Consider the following 19092-nt stretch of genomic DNA (forward strand, 5'->3'; position numbering starts at 1 on the left):
TTTAGGGTTTGTCTGATTTGGAAAGGTTCGTCGGGCCTTGATTGGAACTGTTCACCGGCATGGGAATGAGCTTGGGATCGACGACGGAGTCCGGCTTGACCTGTTGAAGTCCCTCCACAATGATACGCTCGCCGGGTTTTACCCCGCCGTCCTCGATGACACGCAGACCGCCATGAACCGCCCCCAACCGGACCGGACGGGTGAACACTTTGTTGTCCTCGTCAATCAGGTAAATGATTTTCTGGCCCTGATCAGTGTCAATGGCCCGTTCCGAAACCAAAACAGCCTTGTGTGGTTCGCCGATGGGCACGCGGACTCGCGTGAACAAACCGGGGGTGAAAACTCCATCCGGATTGGCGAACACCCCGCGCAGTTTAAGTGTTCCCGTTTTGGAGTTCACTTGATTGTCAACCAGATTGATCGTCCCTTGATGAGGGAAGCCATCCTCGTTGGCCAAACCCATCAAGACCGGTCTCGCCGTGTCTCTAGCGGATTTGGCCTTTCCTTCGCGGATCATTCGTTGCACTTGCAAGAGCGTGCGCTCATCGACATCAAAGTAGCAATACATGGGATCGACCGAGACGATTGTCGTCAGCAAAGTGCCCGTGCCGTTTTGGCCCGATTGAACCAAGTTCCCGACGGTCACTTGTGTCCGGCTGATCCGGCCGTCCACGGGGGCGATGATTTTCGTGAAATCGAGGTCCAGTTGTCTGGCGGCCAGATCCGCCTTGTCGGCGATGACGGTCGAAGCCGCGACATCCTTGGCGGCCAAGGCTTTTTCCTGATCGCTTTTGCTGACCGCGTCGCTCCGGGCCAGTGACACCAAACGGTTGTAATCGGCCAGACTGAAACGGGCCTGGGCCTCGTCCGTGGCGACTTTGGCCTTGGCTTGGTTCACGGCCGCTTCGTAGGTGCGGGGATCAATTTCATAAAGCACGTCCCCTTTCTTCACGAGAGCGCCTTCTTTGAAATTTACCTTGTCCAAAAAGCCGAAAACACGGGCGCGGATTTCAACGGATTCGACGGCCGCCGTCAGGCCGGTCAAGTCTGAATAGTCCGTGATTTCTTGTTCCACCGGATGGCTCACCATCACTTTTGTGGGCGTGGGCGGCGGCGGGGCCGGGCGGCCGCATCCTGCGGAGGCAAGAACAACTAATGCGAAGAAGAGGAGGGGGAGTCCGCGAGTTTTGGCGTCTCTCATAGCTCACCGGGTTCGATTCTGTTGAGGCCGGACTTATCCATAGAAGCGTGAAAGCCATACAGTCGAGAAATCCCAACAAGACAATTTTGGAATGATCTGGTCGTGGCCTTCTATGCAGGATACCGGCAAAAGTGCCTGTGGCTTTCATATGGCAAGCCGGAAAAATGTCGCCGGAGATTGGACCTTGCCTTGACCACACCGAGCCTGTTGCCTTATTTTGGGCCAAAACACCATTTTCGATAACTGGTTCACATCAAATGAGCCGGGGATTAGCCTTGGCTGGTTATTTTGGGCCATTTCCAAGGGCTCAAAATCGCTGCGCATTTGCCCAAAATCATCTGGCGACCCCTCTGTATTGCCGGGGTTTTTGAAAAATAGTGTTCAGTTGGCCCGGCGTTTTTGATCACTTTTGGGGGCCGAAATGGCTCGAAAATGGTCGCCAGAGGGTTGTTTGCTGACTTTTCAGGTCACTTTTGGGTCGGGTTTTGACCAGTTTGAAAATCGTAAAACTCCAAGCCCTGTAGCATCATGGCTCACAAGAAGATTCTCAACGTGTCGGAGAGATGGTGATGCGAATGAACGATTTGCAGCAAGACAACAATCGGGCGTCTTCGGATCAAATTGTCGTCGTGCGGACAGAATTCGGCCGCATGATGACAAGACGAATCTATTCGCCCACGACGCGATCAACAGAGATTCCGAGATCGCGGAGTTTGTAACGCAGTGTGGAGCGGTTCAGCCCCAAACGTTCGCTTGCCTGGCCGAGGTGGGCGTCCACTTCCAGCAAAACACGTCTGAATAGGGCCTTTTCCACCACGGCAATGAGTTTCGTGTGGAGATCGTTTTCACCGGAGGCGATCATCGCTTCGATCATCTCTCGGACTTCCAGACGGTCGGCCTCGGCAATTCCCGTCCGGGGGCGCGGTTGCTCCGCCCGTAATGTCCGGGGCAGAAACTCGGGCATCACGAGCGGGCCGACGGTGCAGAGCATCGACTCTTTCAGGACAGCCTGCAATTCACGAACATTGCCCGGCCAACGATATTGCCGCAGACAGGCCAGCGTTTCCGGGTCAAACCCTTGGATCGACAAGCCGAGTTCTTGATTGAACTGAAACAAGAAATGATGGGCCAATTCGGCAATGTCGTCCGCGCGGTCGCGAAGAGCGGGAACTTGGATCGTCACTCCCCGGAGACGATAGAAGAGATCCGCGCGGAAGAGGCCATCGGCTATCCGTCGTTCGAGATCCTGATTGGTCGCCGCGATGAGCCTCACGCGCGTCTGAATCGTCTCGCGGCCTCCGACCCGCTCGAATTGCTGATCTTGCAGCAAGCGGAGAATCTTGGCCTGCGCGGTCAGCGGCATGTCCCCGATTTCATCAAGAAAAATCGTTCCTTCGTGGCACTGTTCAAATTTGCCGATCCGTTGCCGGTCGGCGCCGGTGAACGCCCCTTTTTCGTGGCCGAACAGTTCGCTTTCGATCAGCCCGTCGGGCATGGCTGCGCAGTTGATGGCAAGAAACGGATGGCCCGCGCGCCGACTATGGTGATAAATGGCCCTCGCGACCAGTTCCTTGCCGACGCCGCTTTCTCCCAAGATCAGCACGTTCACATCCTGCGGGGCAATCCGGCCGATGACCTTGCACATTTCCTGCATGGCCGGAGTGTGCCCGACAAGCTGCTCGCGAGGTTCCAACCCCGGCAGGACCGCCGGCACTTGCATGAGATAGGCGGCCTCGAACGCCCGCCGCAGAATGTCCTCCACACGGCCGAAATCAAGGGGCTTGATTAGGTATTCAAACGCGCCCCCTTTCATCGTTTCAATCGCGGTGGTGGTGGTTCCATGCGCGGTGATGAAGACAACCGTTTGCTTGGGCGAAATTTCCCGGATCGCCTCGAAGGCTTTCAACCCGTTGCCGTCCGGCAACTGAAGGTCCAGAACCACGACCTCCGGCTTTTCGGCTCGAAAAAGGCGCACGCCCTCGGCGACTGTCCCGGCCGAGATCACTCGTGTGGCCTCGTTGCCGAACACTCGGGCAAAGGAATAGCAGACGCTTGGTTCATCATCCACCACGAGCAGCGTCGGCATGGCGGGAGACTCCGGAAATTGTGGGAAGTGAAATTGTAAAAGAGGCGCCGGGGCCGGCGCGGTCGGTGAGCGTCAGTTGGCCGCCGTGAGCTTGGACGATCCGGCGGGAAAGACTCAAACCCAATCCGGTCCCGGTGGGCTTTGTGCTGACGAAAGGCGTGAACAGACGGTCGGCGATTCGGATGTCAATGCCGGGGCCGGTGTCGCTCACCGTTAACCGGAATTGATCCGGCATCTGGTTGTCCAGGCAGATATTGATCTCCCCGCCACCGGGCATTGCATCCAGGGCGTTAAACAGCAAATTCACAAGCACGCTCTGAAACTGGTCGCTATCAATATCGGCGATCACTGGTTCACAAGGCAATCGGAGATTCAAGGTGACCCGTTGTTGTCGCAAGCGTTCCTGGATCAGATCAACGACCCGGTGAACAATCCCGGCCACGTCCTCCGGTTGATGGCCGACTTCCACCGGGCGGGCAAAATCAAGCAGGGCCTGCACCTTGCGTTCAAGCCGGCCCACTTCATCGTGAATGACTTGCAAATCTGTGTTGGAAAGTCCCTTGCCACAATGACCATTCAACGCCGCGCCGACGAGAAGTTTGATGCTGGTGAGCGGATTGCGGACCTCATGGGCGATGCTGGCCGCCAGTTGTCCGACGGCGGCGAGTTGTTCCGCGCGCAATCCCTCTCGCTCCTGTCGCTGAAGCTGGCCGACCACATCCCGGACTCTCTCAAGAATGGTCCCGACCTGACGGTTCATCGCATGCAAATCGCTTCCTTCGCTTGTCAACCGCAATGAGGCGACTTCTTGATCGAGATGTGAGTGAACATCCCCCAACCGGACGCTCAGCCGGGTGATGGATCGGTTCAGTCCCAGAGCGACCCCAAATCCGCCGATCAATCCTCCGGCCGCCCCGACCGCGGCGAGCAAGATCATTTGCGATCTGGCCCGGCCACTGAGCCGGGCGCTTTCCTCGGCCGTGTCATTCATTTCCTGCCGGTTTAACTCCAGCAATTCTTCACAGGGAGCGACCACCAGTCGAATGGGATGACTGTCGGCCCATTTCAGATATTCAGCCGTCTCCGGGCCGATGGATGACCGGGTGGATTGCTGAAGTTCCTGATGGTATCCCCGATAGCCTGACTCGATGGCGGCGATGGCCTGTTGCTCAGCCGGGGAAGTTTCCGATATCTTCACCAACGCAAGCGATTCTTCAAAATCGTTCTGATCCTTTTCGACTTTGGCCCAGCGCTCCGTTGTCATGTCCATGATGTAAAGGAATGTGTGGAAGCGAAGACGACGAAGGCTTGTTTCGAGATTTTGCGCCGCCCGCAGAATACGGTCATGCTCCGAAACGATTTTGTCCCGGTCGGCTTGCAGTCGGTTGATGGAGCGGATTCCAAGCAGGCTCGTGCCGAGCATCGCCAGCGAGACGAGCAGGGCGGGCATCGTCACTTGGAAAACCATTTGTCGATTCAGAGCCACGATGAACGGACCTCTTTGATGCAACCGAGGCGAATACCTCAAATTAATGACCCGTCGGGGAAGGCGAATGCGTTGCCTCCACCGCCACACCGTTCGATGTCGCCGTTGTTCCGTTATTGCCTTCCCCCGAATGCTCGGAACGGGCTTGATCGTTGGCCGACGGCGTCGGGCTGCTTGATGCTCCAAACCACTGGAGAACGTAATAGAAGATCGGCGTCAGGAAGATGCCGAACATTGTGACTCCCAGCATCCCTGCAAAAACCGCCGTCCCGAGCGAATGCCGCATTTCCGCACCGGCTCCGCTGGCGATGACCAAGGGCACCACGCCGAAGATAAACGCGAAAGAGGTCATCACGATCGGCCTCAATCGAAGCTGGGACGCCTCGATGGTGGCCTCTCTGGCCGGGATGCCCGCTTCCTGGCGTTGCTTCGCAAACTCCACGATCAAGATTGCATTTTTGCAAGCGAGGCCAACCAACACGACAAAACCGATCTGTGTGAAAACGGATACCTCGATGCCCGCCAGTTGGACCCCGATAATCGAACAGAGCAAACACATCGGGACCACCAAGATCACCGCCAGCGGCAGTTTCCAACTCTCATATTGAGCGGCCAACACGAGGAACACGAATATCACGGCCAGCAGGAAGAACCACATTGCCGAATTCCCGGCTTGGTTTTGCAGATAAGCCAGTTCGGTCCATTCATATTTCATCTCCCTTGGCAATTCCTTGCCGGCCAGCTTCTCCATTTCTTGGATGGCTTGGGCCGACCCAAATCCCTTGGTTGGATTTCCCGTGACGGCCGCCGCAGAGTACATGTTGTAACGCATCACAACAACCGGCCCGGAAGTGTCCCGCACTTCCATGATCGTGCCCATCCGGACCATTTGCCCCTGCATGTTCCGCACTTGAAGCTGAAGGATATCCGGCGTTTCGTTGCGGAATCGCTGGTCAGCTTGGACATTAACCTGCCAGGTTCGCCCGAATTCGTTGAAGTTGTTGACGTAGTAAGATCCCAAATAAACTTGGAGCGTGTTGAAAATCTCACTGATCTGCACGCCCATCGCCCGGCATTTGGTGCGGTCGATTTCAAGACGCAACCAAGGGGTGTTCGCCCCGGATGTCGTGAAAAGTCCGTTCAACCCTGGCGTTGCGTTCCCTTGGGTGACAAGTCGATCCGATACTCGCTCCAATTGATCCAAGTTTGTGGTGCCACGTGATTCAACAATCAGATTGAATCCGCCGGTGGTCCCCAACCCGTCTACCGGCGGGGCGCCGAAGGTGGAGATCACGGCCTCGCTCACCTCACTGCGACACTTTTCTTGAATCGACGCGGCAATCGCCTCGGCCGACAAACTTGAACCACGGCGTCGGCCGAAATCATCCAGCATGATGTACATGGAACCAAGATTCGGGGCATTGGCATTCAAGATGACCGACCGGCCGGAGATTCCGAGCGTGTGTTTCACGCCGGGTGTTTGACGGGTGATGGCGTCGATCTTCGCCATCGCCGCCTCCGTTCGCTCGGCGGAGGCCGAGTCCGGCAACTGCATGTTGAGGATCAGATAGCCTTTGTCCTGTTCGGGGATAAAGCCAGTCGGCGTGTTGATGAACTGCCAGTAGGTCATTCCCAGCAATCCCGCATAGACGAGCAAGACCGCCACGCTCAACCGCAGCATTCGACCGACGGTTCGCCCATAGACAGCCGTGACCCGATCAAAGACTTGGTTGAACCAGCGGAAGAACACCCCGAGAACCGCATTCACCGGCCGGATCAGGAACCAACCGATCAAACCGCCGATCAAAATGCCTGGGGTGGCGAACCAAGCGAACCGAAGGCCGGTTTCGGTCCAAGTCAATTCTTGTCCTTCTTCGGGAACCCGGACAACGGGAAAACCGAAGCGGCCGCCGATCAGGGACGGGGCCAGTTCGTAGGTCAGCACCCCGCCGAGAATGGCGAAGATCCACCACGGGAGGGCTTCCTTTTTGTGAACATGCCCTTCGTGATTGTCTTCGGATTTGAAAATAAGCACGGCCCGCGAGGGTGTCATCGTCAAGGCGTTGATGGCCGAAATGATGGTCGAAACGGTGATGGTCACCGCAAATTGCCGGAAGAACTGGCCGGTGATTCCCCCCAAGAAACAACAGGGAATGAAGACGGCGCTCAAGACGAGGGTGATCGCCAGAACCGGGCCGGTGATTTCCTCCATCGCCTTGATCGTGGCCGTCCGGGAATCTAGGCCAGTGGCCATTTGTCGCTCAATGTTCTCCAGCACCACAATGGCGTCATCGACGACGATCCCGATGGCCAACACTAGCCCGAACAAGGTCAGGCTGTTTAGCGAGAATCCCATCAGGGACATAATGACGAAGGTGCCGATCAGCGAGACCGGCACATCAATCATCGGCAGAATCATGGCCCGCCAGTCTTGAAGGAATAACAAGACGACGATGGCGACCAAAATCACCGCATCACGGAGCGTGTGGAACACTTCGTTGACGGATTCCCGCACGAATGGCGTCGTGTCATAGGCGATTCGATAATCCAGCCCGTCGGGAAAACGGGTTTTCAGTTCCTTCATTTTGGCATAAACGCCCTCGGATGTTTCCAATGCGTTTGAGCCGGGAAGTTGATACACGTTCAAGGCCACGGAGGGCTTGCCGTCGAGGGTGCAGGATTGGTCGTATTGCAGTGCCCCGCGTTCGACTTTGGGCTGGCCGTGAGCATCCCGAGACACCACGTCACGCAAGCGGACGATGCCGGTTGTTGACTGAAGCCCCGGATCTGTGGTGGTCGTTGTCGCCGAAGCTCCGGTTCCGGAGCTTGAACTTGTGGATGAGGAGGTGTCGGAACCGCCGCCCATTGTTGAATTGGATTGGGTCTGGTTGTCCTGTCCCCCCTTGATGATGATGTCGGCGAATTGATCCGGCTCGGTGAGCCGGCCCAACGTGGTGACGGTTAGCTGGAACTGTTGACCCTTGGGAGTTGGCCGTTGCCCGATCTGTCCGGCGGCCACTTGGACGTTTTGCTGGGAGATGGCCGTGACCACATCCATCGCGCTCAGATTAAGGGCGGCGAGTTTGTCCGGATCGAGCCAGGCCCGCAAACTGTAATCGCGTTGGCCAAAGTAAGAGACCCCGGCGACTCCCGGCAGTCGGCCGATTTCGTCGCGGACATCAATGGTCGCGTAGTTGCTCAAATAGAGGTCGTCGTAACGCCCGTCCGTGGAGATCAGGTTCACGATCATCAACGTGTTGGGGGACATCTTTTTGACGGAGATGCCTTCGTTTTGCACCAGCGGCGGGATGACCGGCAGGGCCAGCGAAACGCGATTTTGGACCAGCACTTGGGCCATGTCCGAATCGGTTCCGAGTTTGAACGTGATCGTGAGCGTATAGGTGCCGTCATTTGTGCAGCGGGAAGACATATACATCATGCCTTCGACGCCGCTCACCTGTTCCTCAATGGGCGCCGCCACCGTGTCGCGAACGGTCGTGGCGTTGGCGCCGGGATAAAACGCCGTCACTTGCACGGTCGGGGGCGTCACATCCGGGTATTGGGCAACGGGCAGGGTGAACAAGGCCACGCCGCCCGCCAGCGTAATCACCAGAGAGATGACGGTGGCAAAGATCGGTCGATCCACAAAGAATCGGGCGAGCATGGTTATGACTCCTCAGTGCGTGTGTCCGCCACCGTTGGCTCGCGTCGAGTGACCATTTTTCGAAGTCCTTGCACCGCCCGCATGACGATCAATCCCGCCGTGCCCCCGATCACCGGATTCCACTGGAGATTGCCCTCTCCGATCTTCGCCAGAAGGAAGCCAACACCCCCGCCGAGTGCCAGACCAAAGGTGTAGGAAATGATCGTGCGAAGCCGGACGGAGCGTAACCAGCGAAGGCCGGTTGTTCCGTTGATGACGTAGTAGAACACCGGTGTCAGGAAGATGCCGAAGACGGTCACCCCAAGCATTCCGCTGAATACCGCGATCCCCAAAGAACGCCGCATTTCCGCCCCGGCGCCGTTAGCAACCATCAAAGGGGTCACCCCGAAAATAAAAGCGAACGATGTCATCAAAATTGGCCGCAATCGCAGCCGGGAGGCTTCCTTCGTGGCCTCGAAGGCGGGCTTGCCTTGATCTTGAAGATGTTTGGCAAATTCAACGATCAGAATGGCGTTTTTACACGCCAGCCCCACCAGCACGACGAGGCCAATTTGCACGAAGATATTCACATCCCGATTCGTAAATAGCACGCCTGCCACCGAACAGAGCAGGCAGAGGGGCACAACCAAGATGACCGCCAGCGGAAGCGTCCAACTTTCGTAGAGCGCTGACAGGGCTAGGAACACGCTGATGACCGAAAGGATGAACACATAGATCGCCGTGTTGCCGGCCCGGATCTGCATGTACATCAATTCTGTCCACTCGATCCGCATGGTGAGTGGAAGCGTGTCGTCCGACACTTGATTAATGGCGTTGATTGCATCCCCGTCGCTGACGCCGGGAGCCACGTTTCCATTGATCGCGGCGGAAGGATAAAGGTTGTACCGGGTGATGGAGATCGGCCCGCCGACCTCACGGATGTTGACCAGTGTGCTGAGAGGGACCATCTGGCCGGTCTTGGTTCGCACTTGAAAAAGCCTGATCGATTCCGGGCGAGTGCGGAACTCGCCATCCGCCTGGATCGTTACCTGCCAGTGCCGGCCGAAGTCGTTGTAGCTGTTCACGTACAACGAGCCGAGGTTCATGCTGAGGGTTTGGTTCAAGTCTTGCAACGGGACGCCAAGGGCGGCGGCCTTGTCCCGGTTGACCTCCACATAGAGTTGCGGAACCTTGGATCGAAACTGCGTGCGAGCATCAGTCAACTGGGGCAGTTTCTTGAATTTCTCGACCAGTTTGTCCATCTGTTGTTCAAGCGCCCGCACGCCTAATCCAGCTCGATCTTCAACAAGGAATTTGAATCCTCCGGCCGATCCCAAACCGGGAACCGGCGCCGCCCCGAAGACGGTAACTTGGCAGTCTTTCACTTCGGCCGCCCAGCGTTTTCGCAGTTTGGCCATGATGACCGTGTCCCGGAGTTCGGGAGCCTGCCGTTCGGCGAACGGCTTGAGCACGATGAACATCGAGGCATAATTCGGACTGTTCGCCTGAAGCAAAAACGACATGCCGGAATTTGTGACCGTGTGGCCAACCCCCGGCGTCTCGCGGGCAATCCGTTCAACCTCCATCACAAGTTCGTGGGTGCGCTCCAGTGAAGCGGCATCCGGAAGTTGCACGTTCACAATCAACCGGCCCTGGTCCTGTTGGGGGATGAAACCCTTGGGAGCCTGATCGAATGTCCAAAATGTCAGAACCAAGAGAGCCGCATAGCCGAGGAGGACCAGAAGACGCAGATGCATCATCACGCCGACGGTCCAGGCATACGCCGATGTGCTGGCTCCGAAGAGAATGTTGAACAGCCAGAAAAACCAGCCGAGCGTGATCGCCAGCACCCAGGCAATCGGGTCACGCCGACTTCCGGGAGCTTTAAGCAGAATCGCCGCCAAGGCCGGGCTAAAGGTGAGCGAACTGATGGTCGAGATCACCGTTGAAACGGCGATGGTCACCGCAAACTGCCGGAAGAACTGCCCGGTGATGCCGCTAATAAACGCACACGGAACGAACACGGCACACAACACGAGGGCGACGGCGATGATCGGCCCCGTGACCTCATCCATCGCCCGTCGACTGGCTTCCTTGGGATCGAGGCCGTGTTCCATCCAACGTTCGACGTTTTCAACGACGACGATGGCATCATCAACGACGATCCCGATCGCCAGCACCAGACCGAACAAGGAGATGTTGTTCAGGCTGAATCCCAAGGCGGCCATCACGCCGAATGTTCCCAAGACGGAGACCGGCACCGCAAGCAATGGGATGAGGGCCGCCCGCCAGCTTTGCAGAAACACCAACACCACAATGGCCACCAATCCGACCGACTCGATCAGCGAGCGGACAACATCGTTCACCGAGTCGCGGATGAAGGGAGTGGTGTCGTAGGCGATCTGATAATCAATTCCGTCCGGAAAGTTGGCTTTCAGTTCTTGCATCTTCTTCTGAACCCGGTCGCCCACTTCCAAGGCGTTTGTTCCGGGAAGCTGATAAAGACCCAAACCAACGGATGGCTGGCCGTCGAAAGAGCAGATCGTGTTGTAATTCTGCGCGCCAAGTTCCAACCGGGCGACATCACGAAGACGGACGATTCCCGGCGCTTCCGGCAACGGCCCGCTCCCCAAGGCCCCGCCTCCCAGCGATCCGCTGCCGACGGTGCCGCTGGCGGTCGAGCCACCAGTGATCGAACCGTCATCAGCGCTGCCACTTCCTCCAAGTGTCGAGGCCGTCCCGGTCGCTCCGCTACTTGATGGCGTGACGGCGGTGGACCCGGAATCGACGCCGGAGGTTGAAGTGTCCCCGGTCGTCGGTGTCACAGACGGATCACTTTGGGGCGTGCCGGATGACGGCGTCATTGGGGAAGTGGCGCTCATCGAAGGCATCGTTGCGGAGGAACTTCCCCCCAAACCACGGTTTTTTCTGGGAACGGCGGGGCGGGGCGGTTCCATGGCGATTCCGGCCGGCGTGATTGCCTCCGGCATCCCGCCAACTTTCACGATGATGTCGCCGAATTGTTCGGGAGAGGATAATCGGCCGAGCGCGTCCAATGGCAATTGAAACGATTGGCCATCCGGGACCGGGGGCTGGCCGATCCGGCCGGCCGGGGCGTCGATGTTTTGGCTGCGGATGGCATTCGCCACATCAATCGCCGTCATGTTTCGGGAGGCGAGGCGTTGCGGGTCCAGCCAGACACGCATGCTGTAATCACGCTGGCCCTGAACGTTAATGTCTGAGATGCCGTCCACCCGCAACAGTTCGTCTTTCGCATAGATGGTGGCGAAATTGCTGAGGTATTTGTCGTCGTATCGGCCGTCCGGGGAGATGAAATTGACGATCATCAGCATGTCCGGCGTTCGCTTCCGGACGGTGATGCCTTGATTCTGAACCGCCAGCGGCAATTGCGGCATCGCCAACGCCACCCGGTTTTGCACCATCACCAAGGCCGTCCGCAAATCGATTCCGACATCGAAGGTGACTGAAAGCGAATAAGAACCGTCGTTTCCTGAATTCGAGGACATGTAAAGCATGCCTTCGACGCCGTTCACTTGTTGCTCGATCGGCGCCCCGACCGAGTCAGCCACTTCTTGAGCGCTGGCCCCGGGATAGTTGATCGAGATCACGACACTCGGCGGCGTGATGCGGGGATACTGCGCGACGGGCAGGGCCAGCAGCGCGATTGCCCCGGTGAGCGAGATCACGACGGAAAGGACCGTCGCAAAAATCGGCCGGTCGATAAAGTAGCGCGAGATCATGGTGAACCCTTATCGCTTCTTTTCGCCCGGAGCCGGGGGGCGGGGCTTGTTTCGGGAAGAACCCTCGGTGGCACCGCCAACAAGGGTGGGCATGGTGGTTTGCTCGGGCTTGATCTCCGAACGGGGGCGAAGCTGTTGAAGCCCGCCGACGACAACCCACTCATCCGGTTTCAAACCTTCTTCGATCACCCGGAGACCGTCCGGTTGGAGGGAGCCAGTTTTCACGCGACGATATTGGATCTTGTTTTCCGCATCGACGACATAAACGAACTTCAATCCTTGGTCGGAGCCGATGGCCCGATCAATCACCAACTGGGCTTTGAACGGTTCCCCAAGTGGAAGCCGGACACGGACGAACATGCCGGGAATCAGCGACCACAACCCTCCCGCTGGTCGCGGGTTGTCGAAAACACCCCGCACGGCGATTGTCCCCGTGGAGGGATTCACCTGATTGTTGATGAAGTTCAGCTTGCCCGAATGCGGGAAGCCTTCTTCCCCGTCGAGGGCCATTTGAACGGGGGGTTCCGCTTTGAAAGTGTCTTTTGCGCCGTCTTTGATGTTTTCTTTTGAGACCTTTGGCTTCTCATTCAGATTGTTGATCGCCTTGACCAATCGCTGAAATGTCCGTTCTTCGACATCGAAATAGGCATACATCGGATTCGTGCTGACGATGGTTGTCAGCAACGTTTGATCCTGACTCACTAGGTTGCCAAGCGTGTAGTAATACCGGCTGATGCGCCCGTCAATTGGGGCGTAGACCTGTGTGAAACTTAGATTTAACTTAGCCGTGGCGAAAGAAGCCTCCGCGACCTTGATGCGGGCTTGGGCCTCTGCGATGGCCGCCCGGTCTTGGTCAAGCTGTTGTTGCGTGATGGCACCCGTGGCCGAGATAGAACTGTCCCGGTCATAGGTGGTCTTGGCAAGTTTCAGTTGGGCCTGATACAAGTCGATCTGGCTTTGGGCTTGATCGACAAGAGCCTGATAAGGCCGGGCATCGATCTCGAAGAGCAAATCACCCTTCTTAACCTCCGTGCCTTCCTCGAACGGCATTTTCATGAGGTATCCGGTCACCCGGGTGCGAACGCTCACCGTCTGGACGGCATCGGTTCGCCCGGTGTAATCGGCAAAGTCGGTCACGTCCCGCAGGACCGGATGGCTGACCGGGATATTCGGCGGGGGGCTGGCGGGCACTTCGGCCGCTTTGCGCTGACAGCCTGGTGAAGCGACACCAAGCAAACAACACCAGACAACGACCCCGATTGACCGTAAAGGCACTCGGAAGACGAGCGGCAGGTTGAACAAATTTGGACGTGTCACGATGAGATTCTCCTGAGAAGCATCTCAATCAAAGCAAAGTTGGAATCAAGGAAGGTCAACGCATTCGCACTGGATCTGAGAGGTTACCAAGCAACTCTCGCGCCAACAACAAAAACATGGCATTTGCCAAAGAATAGCTGCCTGTTCTGCCGAAAAACGCGCCCCTCAACGAAGCCAATAACAAGGGATTGGAGTTTTTTGCGCTCCACCGGGCAAAATGCGTCGGAAAGGGCAGGCAGATGGAGATTTCGCGAGGTTGTGCTTCAAAGATGAAAGATTTTCAGATCAAGCCAACCGGGCATCAACCTTTTCCCGATGATACAAATCAATCATCTCCTCCGCCTCGCCCAAACTCAATCCTCGGGCGATCTCGAACGGAGGTTGATCCAGCACGGCATCCGCTTCTTCCGGAGAAATTTGCCGGAAAGCCCGCAATTGTGCATTGAACGCATCCCGCGCCGAGAGCGGAAATGAATGCACGATGACCGAACACATTCGCACAGGCTGAATCCGTCGGCTGATGCGATCCAATGCCGAGATCGGCAGAATCACCAACAATCGCTCTCCAACCCGGACTTGTTGGTTGGCATGACGGTATTCCCGTATTGCCCCGGTCTCGTCGAACACTTCCACCGGAAGAAATCCATAATCGATGGCGAGCGCCTTCAAAGAATGGCCGATGAATTGATGATCGTCTGCGTTGGTGATGTTGAATTCCACGACGGCCATCGTCCGGCCGGCCGACTGGAACATGGTTGAAACCCGGTCCCCGAGCAAACCGGCGGCAAAAGCAGGAGCGGCCAAGTCCGGGAGGGAGAGGGCCATTTTCACGCCTGCCGCCGCGCGGGCTGTTTCCGCCAAAGCAGTGTCACCGAGACGGACCACCACCCGCTGTTGCGGGTTGAACTCACTCACCAACAAGGCGATTTCGAGATTTAACAGATCGTTGTCGGTCGCGCAGATCACGGCCCGCGCCTCCTTAACGCGGGCTTGCTTCAGAATGTCCGGGGCCGCCCCGTCTCCGATGATGACCGGCACGCCCGAACGGCGACAACGACTCACCAATAAGTCGTCTTGTTTCATCTCGATCACAACGGGCCGTTCGCCGAGACGGACCAATTCTTCCACAGCCCGAAAACCAACGTTTCCAAGGCCGATCACCACAACATGCCCGCTGTCCGGGATTCGGCGGACTTCAAACACGCCGCCCAGTTTTGCCCGGATCAGAAAATTCGTCAGAATTGCCGTGAAGGCGGCCACCAACACCGTTCCGAATATTCGCAACGTGCTGACGAATACCTTGCCCCAGCCTTCATAATCCCCCGCCCCGAGTTCGGCTCCGGTGGCGATGACGCTGACTGTGCGGTAAAGGCCATCAGCCCAAGATAGCCCCAATCCCCAGTGATAAGTGGCTGCGCTGCTGGACACAACAATGAACAGGGCGATTGAGCAAATCTTGACAGCGAGTTCCAATTCCGCAAAGGTACGGTAACAAATCCGGCCAAACCGACGAAGTTTCCCCGCCCACCGGACATCATCTTCATCTTTGCCGTTGGACGGTTGGAGTTTTCGCAAATCGGCCGTTCGGCCTGCGATTGTGAGTTTTTCACCCATGCCGATGCGGTGGTCGAGGGGGATATCCCGCAAGAAAGTCGCCGTTCGGCCGGGAATGGCATGCGAAATCAGAAGGTAATGACCGATCTGATTCGCATCCGAGATCGTAAGGCCACAGAGCGGGGAATTTTCGGCGACCGTCAATTCGACCGCTTGGAATTGTTCCTGTCCGACCTGAAAAGTCCCCAATACCTCGCCGGTGGCGGCTGTCAGGGCGAGCAGGGGGGCGGCCATGCCCGAGACACTCATGGGCACGACATTCGAGACAGTTTTGCCGAGGCGTTGAAGCAAGTTTTGGTTGAACAACCGAATGACGACGCGAACCGAGGGGGCCAATTGACGCACCATGAGGGTGGCCGAGAAATTCACAAGGTCGTTGCTGGTGAGGAGCAAGACGCCGCGAGAGGTCAACACCCCCGCCGCTGTCAGGATGTTCCGATCACGGCAATCTCCGAGGATCACTTGAATACCTTGCAATTGCGGATCGTCCGGCCTCACATGGCTGTCGACCACCACGACAGGAACACCGGTGGCGCGCAGGCATTCCAGCACCCGTCGGCCCAGTCGCCCCAATCCACACAGGATCACTGGCCCGTCCATCGCAAGTCTCCGATGGGAAATGAGTTTGGAAGCGGTCGAACCGGGAAGATTGCGGGGGTTCTCCGTCTCGCCCTCGAATGAATTCTCCCCGTTCCTACAATATGGCGAATCGAAAGCATGGCATACATCCTCCCATCCCGAGTGTCGTTCCGCCGGTGTAAGGTCCAGCCACTGGCGCCGTATAGTCCCTCAGGAACAGACGCATGAGCGCGCCACCCCTGACTCGAGCCAGTTTGCTGGTTCGCCTCCGGGATCCGAATGATGTCTCGGCATGGAAAGAGTTCGTGCAACTCTACGCCTCCATCATTTACGGATTTGCCCGCAAACGAGGTCTGCAGGATGCGGACGCCGCCGATCTGATGCAAGAGGTACTTCGTTCAGTTTCGTCGGCTATGGGTCGATTAAATTACGATCCGGCAAAAGGAACGTTTCGAGGCTGGCTTTATTCCATTACTCGGAACAAGATTTATACGTTTCTCGAATCCCGCGCGCGACAGGCGCGGGCGGCCGGGGACAGCAATTCCCAGCAACGGTTGGAAGAACTGCCCAACCGGCCGGGAGACACGGATGATTGGGACAAGGAATATGAGCGAAAGTCTTTTGCCTGGGCGGCCGAACGGGTGAAGCACGAGTTTCAACCAGCGACTTGGAAAGCCTTCTGGAAGACGGCCGTTGACGGTGAAAGCCCGAAGGATGTGGGCCGGGAATTGGGAATGTCCCCCGGCGCGGTTTATGTGGCCAAAAGCCGTGTGATTGCCCGATTGCGGGATGAAATATCCCAGCTCAATCCGGATTGATTGGTAACATCGCTCCAAATTCCAAGTTGGAGGAAAATTAGGCATACGGCGGCTTCCCGTTTGCTGACGAACCTTGGACTTTGGAACCCTCCGCTACAAACAGCACTGATGAAACCCGAACCGAATCAGCGTCCCATGACAACCACATGCCCTGAAGACGGCAAATTAAAACAGATGGTGAGTGGTGTGCTTCCCGAGACGGAAGAACTGCAAATCGTCCGTCACCTAGATGAATGCCCCGGCTGCCAGGTTCGCATCGAGAAAATCGCTGTTGGCAATACCAGCATCATGGAAGCCGCGCGATCAGCAAAGTTGGACACCCCGCCAGAGGTGCGTTCGGCTTTTTGGCCGGCTCTGAAAAAAATTGAGATGGATTTAGACACACCGATGCCCGAAGCGGCCTCCCTGAAAGAAGAGGAATCGGAGGTTTCGGCGACGGTCACATCAGTGACTCCTATTCACCATGTTGACTCGAGTGGTCTCCGACCGAAGGCGTATTCTTTTCTCGAACCGGCCGAGGAACCGGAATACCTTGGTCAGATTGATCGCTTCAAAATCGTCGAGTTAGTGGGCAAAGGCGGAATGGGAATGGTCTTCCGGGCCTTCGATGCGTGTCTGCAACGCACCGTGGCCGTCAAAGTGCTGGACCCGCAATATGCCACCAATGAACAAGCACAAGGGCGATTCTGCCGCGAGGCGAGGGCGGCCGCCGGGGTGACTCATGAAAATGTTGTGACCATCCACCATGTGGAACATGTCGAGGAACGTGATCTCTCGTTTATTGTGATGCAGTTCGTGAAGGGGCGATCCCTTCAAGACTTGCTTGACCAGCATGGTCCGTTGCCGGTGCGGGAAGCCGTCCGTATTGCCGCCGCGACGGCGTCCGGTCTGGCGGCGGCCCATGCCAATGGCCTGATTCATCGGGATATCAAGCCCGGCAACATCCTCATCGAACAAACCACCAACCGCGTCCTGTTGACCGATTTTGGTCTGGCTCGTTTGAACGAAGACGTGAAGATCACTCAAACGGGGTTCGTCGCCGGGACGCCATTGTACATGTCTCCCGAACAAGCCCGAGGCGATCAACTGACGGCCTCCTCCGATTTGTTCAGCCTCGGCGGCGTGTTGTACGCCATGTTGACGGGCAATCCTCCCTTCCAAGGCTCATCCGCGTTCGTGGTGCTTCGGCAAGTGACTGAATCCCGGCACCGATCCGTCCAAGATGCAAACTCGTCGGTGCCCGCCTCGATTGCCGAGATCGTGGATCGATTGTTGGAAAAGACTGCCAAAAACCGCTTCAAGGATGCCGCTGAGGTGGCCGTGATTCTGAATTCGGAACTGGCGAAGTTACCGGCCGATCAACCGCAGACGGTGACCCGGCGAAGCTCCTTTTTTGTCCCGGCCTATGCCCGGAGTTGGTGGCGGCGTTACAGCCCGGTGGCAGCCTCGGTTTTAATCGGCGGCCTTGGTCTCCTTGCGGTTCTTGAAGCCACAAAAACCACCAAGTTCACTCTGTTGGGTCAGCGTGGGTTAACCCGGCTGACGGCGGCTGAAAATCCCGCTCCCAAGGAAGAAGAGATTCCACCGCTGTATGTTTTGAAAGGACAGGACGGGGCGATCTGGTCCGTCGCATTCGATTCCAAGAGTGAACTGCTCGCCACGGCCAGCGAGGGGGGGATGGTCAAGTTCGTCTCGGCCCGCGACGGTCGTGAACTTGGCGTGTTGAACAACATGAAATACAAGTCGCCAGTCTGGACCATCTCCTTCAACAAGGATAGTTCTCGACTGCTGACCGCAAGCGATGACGGCCATGTTCGCATTTGGGATGTCAAGTCGAAAGAATTAATCTCCGACATTGATCATCCGTTTCCGGTTCGCTGTGCGATCTTTTCCCCGGACGGGACAAAAATCGTGAGCGGAACTCGGGATGGCATCGTGACAATCTGGGATGCGGAAACCCAAAAACCGCTCCAATCAATCAAAGCCCATGCGGGCAGCATCATCATGTCGCTGGCGTTCTCTCCGGACGGGAAGTTGGTGGCGAGCGCCGGAAGCGACAAGACTGTTCGCGTGTGGCATGTAAAAGACGGCATGCCGTACACCACCTTCACCGGTCACGTCGGCCCGGTGTATGCAGTTGCTTTCAGCCCGGACAACAAGGTTTTGGCCTCGGCCGGTTGGGATCACACCTTGAAGCTCTACGACATTGAGAAACGGGAGCCGAAGGAAAGTTACGATTCGATCCATGAGGAAGACATCTGGGCGTTGTCGTTCTCTCCGGACGGAAAACACATTGTCACCGCCGGGCAGGATCGCACCGCCCGCTGGGTGGAGACGGCCACCGGAAAAGTGGTGAAAATCTTCCGCGGTCATGGCGGCCCTGTCCATGGGGTGGTCGTTTCCCGAGATGGATCGTTGATTGCCACCAGCGGCCGGGACGGTTCCGTGCGTGTGTGGAATCCGGAGTGATCTGGCGTGGAAACGGGTCCGTTGCCGGCACTAAGGATGATCAAGTAGATTTAAGCGGAGTTGTTGAAACGGCAGGGAACGACGGCGGGGTTGGGTGGTGAAATTCATTCGATCGGCC

General features: G+C 57.2%; 9 protein-coding genes. 2 read left to right on the top strand and 7 right to left on the bottom strand.

Annotation, left to right across the window (positions count from 1 at the left end; translation table 11 throughout):
• Nucleotide 1: 1 nt before the first annotated feature.
• The 7 genes from BGIM_RS0106605 to BGIM_RS0106640 form a co-directional block, all read right to left on the bottom strand.
• Nucleotides 2-1201 carry an efflux RND transporter periplasmic adaptor subunit gene (locus tag BGIM_RS0106605; protein WP_029629794.1) on the bottom strand — a complete coding sequence of 400 codons (1200 nt, stop codon included), beginning with the start codon at nt 1199-1201 and terminating at the stop codon, nt 2-4.
• Nucleotides 1202-1868: 667 nt separating this feature from the next.
• Nucleotides 1869-3287, bottom strand: coding sequence for a sigma-54-dependent transcriptional regulator (locus BGIM_RS0106615; RefSeq protein ID WP_020469013.1), 1419 nt, complete (start codon nt 3285-3287; stop codon nt 1869-1871).
• Nucleotides 3262-4773, bottom strand: coding sequence for a sensor histidine kinase (locus BGIM_RS57055; RefSeq protein ID WP_157368641.1), 1512 nt, complete (start codon nt 4771-4773; stop codon nt 3262-3264). Before BGIM_RS57055 ends, BGIM_RS0106615 begins: the two co-directional genes overlap by 26 nt.
• Nucleotides 4774-4816: 43 nt before the next feature.
• Nucleotides 4817-8437, bottom strand: coding sequence for an efflux RND transporter permease subunit (locus BGIM_RS49035; protein WP_020469015.1), 3621 nt, complete (start codon nt 8435-8437; stop codon nt 4817-4819).
• Between the two features lie 2 nt (nt 8438-8439).
• A complete protein-coding gene (locus BGIM_RS0106630) occupies nt 8440-12177 on the bottom strand; it encodes an efflux RND transporter permease subunit (protein ID WP_020469016.1) in 3738 nt (1245 codons plus the stop codon).
• A gap of 9 nt (nt 12178-12186) precedes the next feature.
• Nucleotides 12187-13494, bottom strand: a complete 1308-nt coding sequence (locus BGIM_RS0106635; RefSeq protein WP_202947223.1) for an efflux RND transporter periplasmic adaptor subunit — start codon at nt 13492-13494, stop codon at nt 12187-12189.
• Between the two features lie 285 nt (nt 13495-13779).
• A complete protein-coding gene (locus BGIM_RS0106640) occupies nt 13780-15708 on the bottom strand; it encodes an NAD-binding protein (RefSeq protein ID WP_020469018.1) in 1929 nt (642 codons plus the stop codon).
• Nucleotides 15709-15911: 203 nt separating this feature from the next.
• Here BGIM_RS0106640 and BGIM_RS0106645 point away from each other — a divergent pair, with 203 nt between their 5' ends.
• Both BGIM_RS0106645 and BGIM_RS57060 read left to right on the top strand, forming a co-directional pair.
• Nucleotides 15912-16505 carry an RNA polymerase sigma factor gene (locus tag BGIM_RS0106645; protein ID WP_020469019.1) on the top strand — a complete coding sequence of 198 codons (594 nt, stop codon included), beginning with the start codon at nt 15912-15914 and terminating at the stop codon, nt 16503-16505.
• Nucleotides 16506-16640: 135 nt separating this feature from the next.
• Entirely contained in the window at nt 16641-18974 is a 2334-nt protein-coding gene (locus tag BGIM_RS57060; RefSeq protein ID WP_020469020.1) for a WD40 repeat domain-containing serine/threonine protein kinase, read from the top strand.
• Nucleotides 18975-19092: the final 118 nt, after the last annotated feature.

The organism is Zavarzinella formosa DSM 19928 (assembly GCF_000255705.1).
In the GTDB taxonomy this organism is placed as follows: domain Bacteria; phylum Planctomycetota; class Planctomycetia; order Gemmatales; family Gemmataceae; genus Zavarzinella; species Zavarzinella formosa.

Bases quoted from the DNA above. Each gene is read 5' to 3' on its own strand.
- BGIM_RS0106630 (WP_020469016.1), bottom strand. From the start codon at position 12,177: ATGATCTCGCGCTACTTTATCGACCGGCCGATTTTTGCGACGGTCCTT.
- BGIM_RS49035 (WP_020469015.1), bottom strand. From the start codon at position 8,437: ATGCTCGCCCGATTCTTTGTGGATCGACCGATCTTTGCCACCGTCATC.
- BGIM_RS0106640 (WP_020469018.1), bottom strand. From the start codon at position 15,708: ATGGACGGGCCAGTGATCCTGTGTGGATTGGGGCGACTGGGCCGACGG.
- BGIM_RS57060 (WP_020469020.1), top strand. From the start codon at position 16,641: ATGACAACCACATGCCCTGAAGACGGCAAATTAAAACAGATGGTGAGT.
- BGIM_RS0106605 (WP_029629794.1), bottom strand. From the start codon at position 1,201: ATGAGAGACGCCAAAACTCGCGGACTCCCCCTCCTCTTCTTCGCATTA.
- BGIM_RS0106645 (WP_020469019.1), top strand. From the start codon at position 15,912: ATGAGCGCGCCACCCCTGACTCGAGCCAGTTTGCTGGTTCGCCTCCGG.
- BGIM_RS0106615 (WP_020469013.1), bottom strand. From the start codon at position 3,287: ATGCCGACGCTGCTCGTGGTGGATGATGAACCAAGCGTCTGCTATTCC.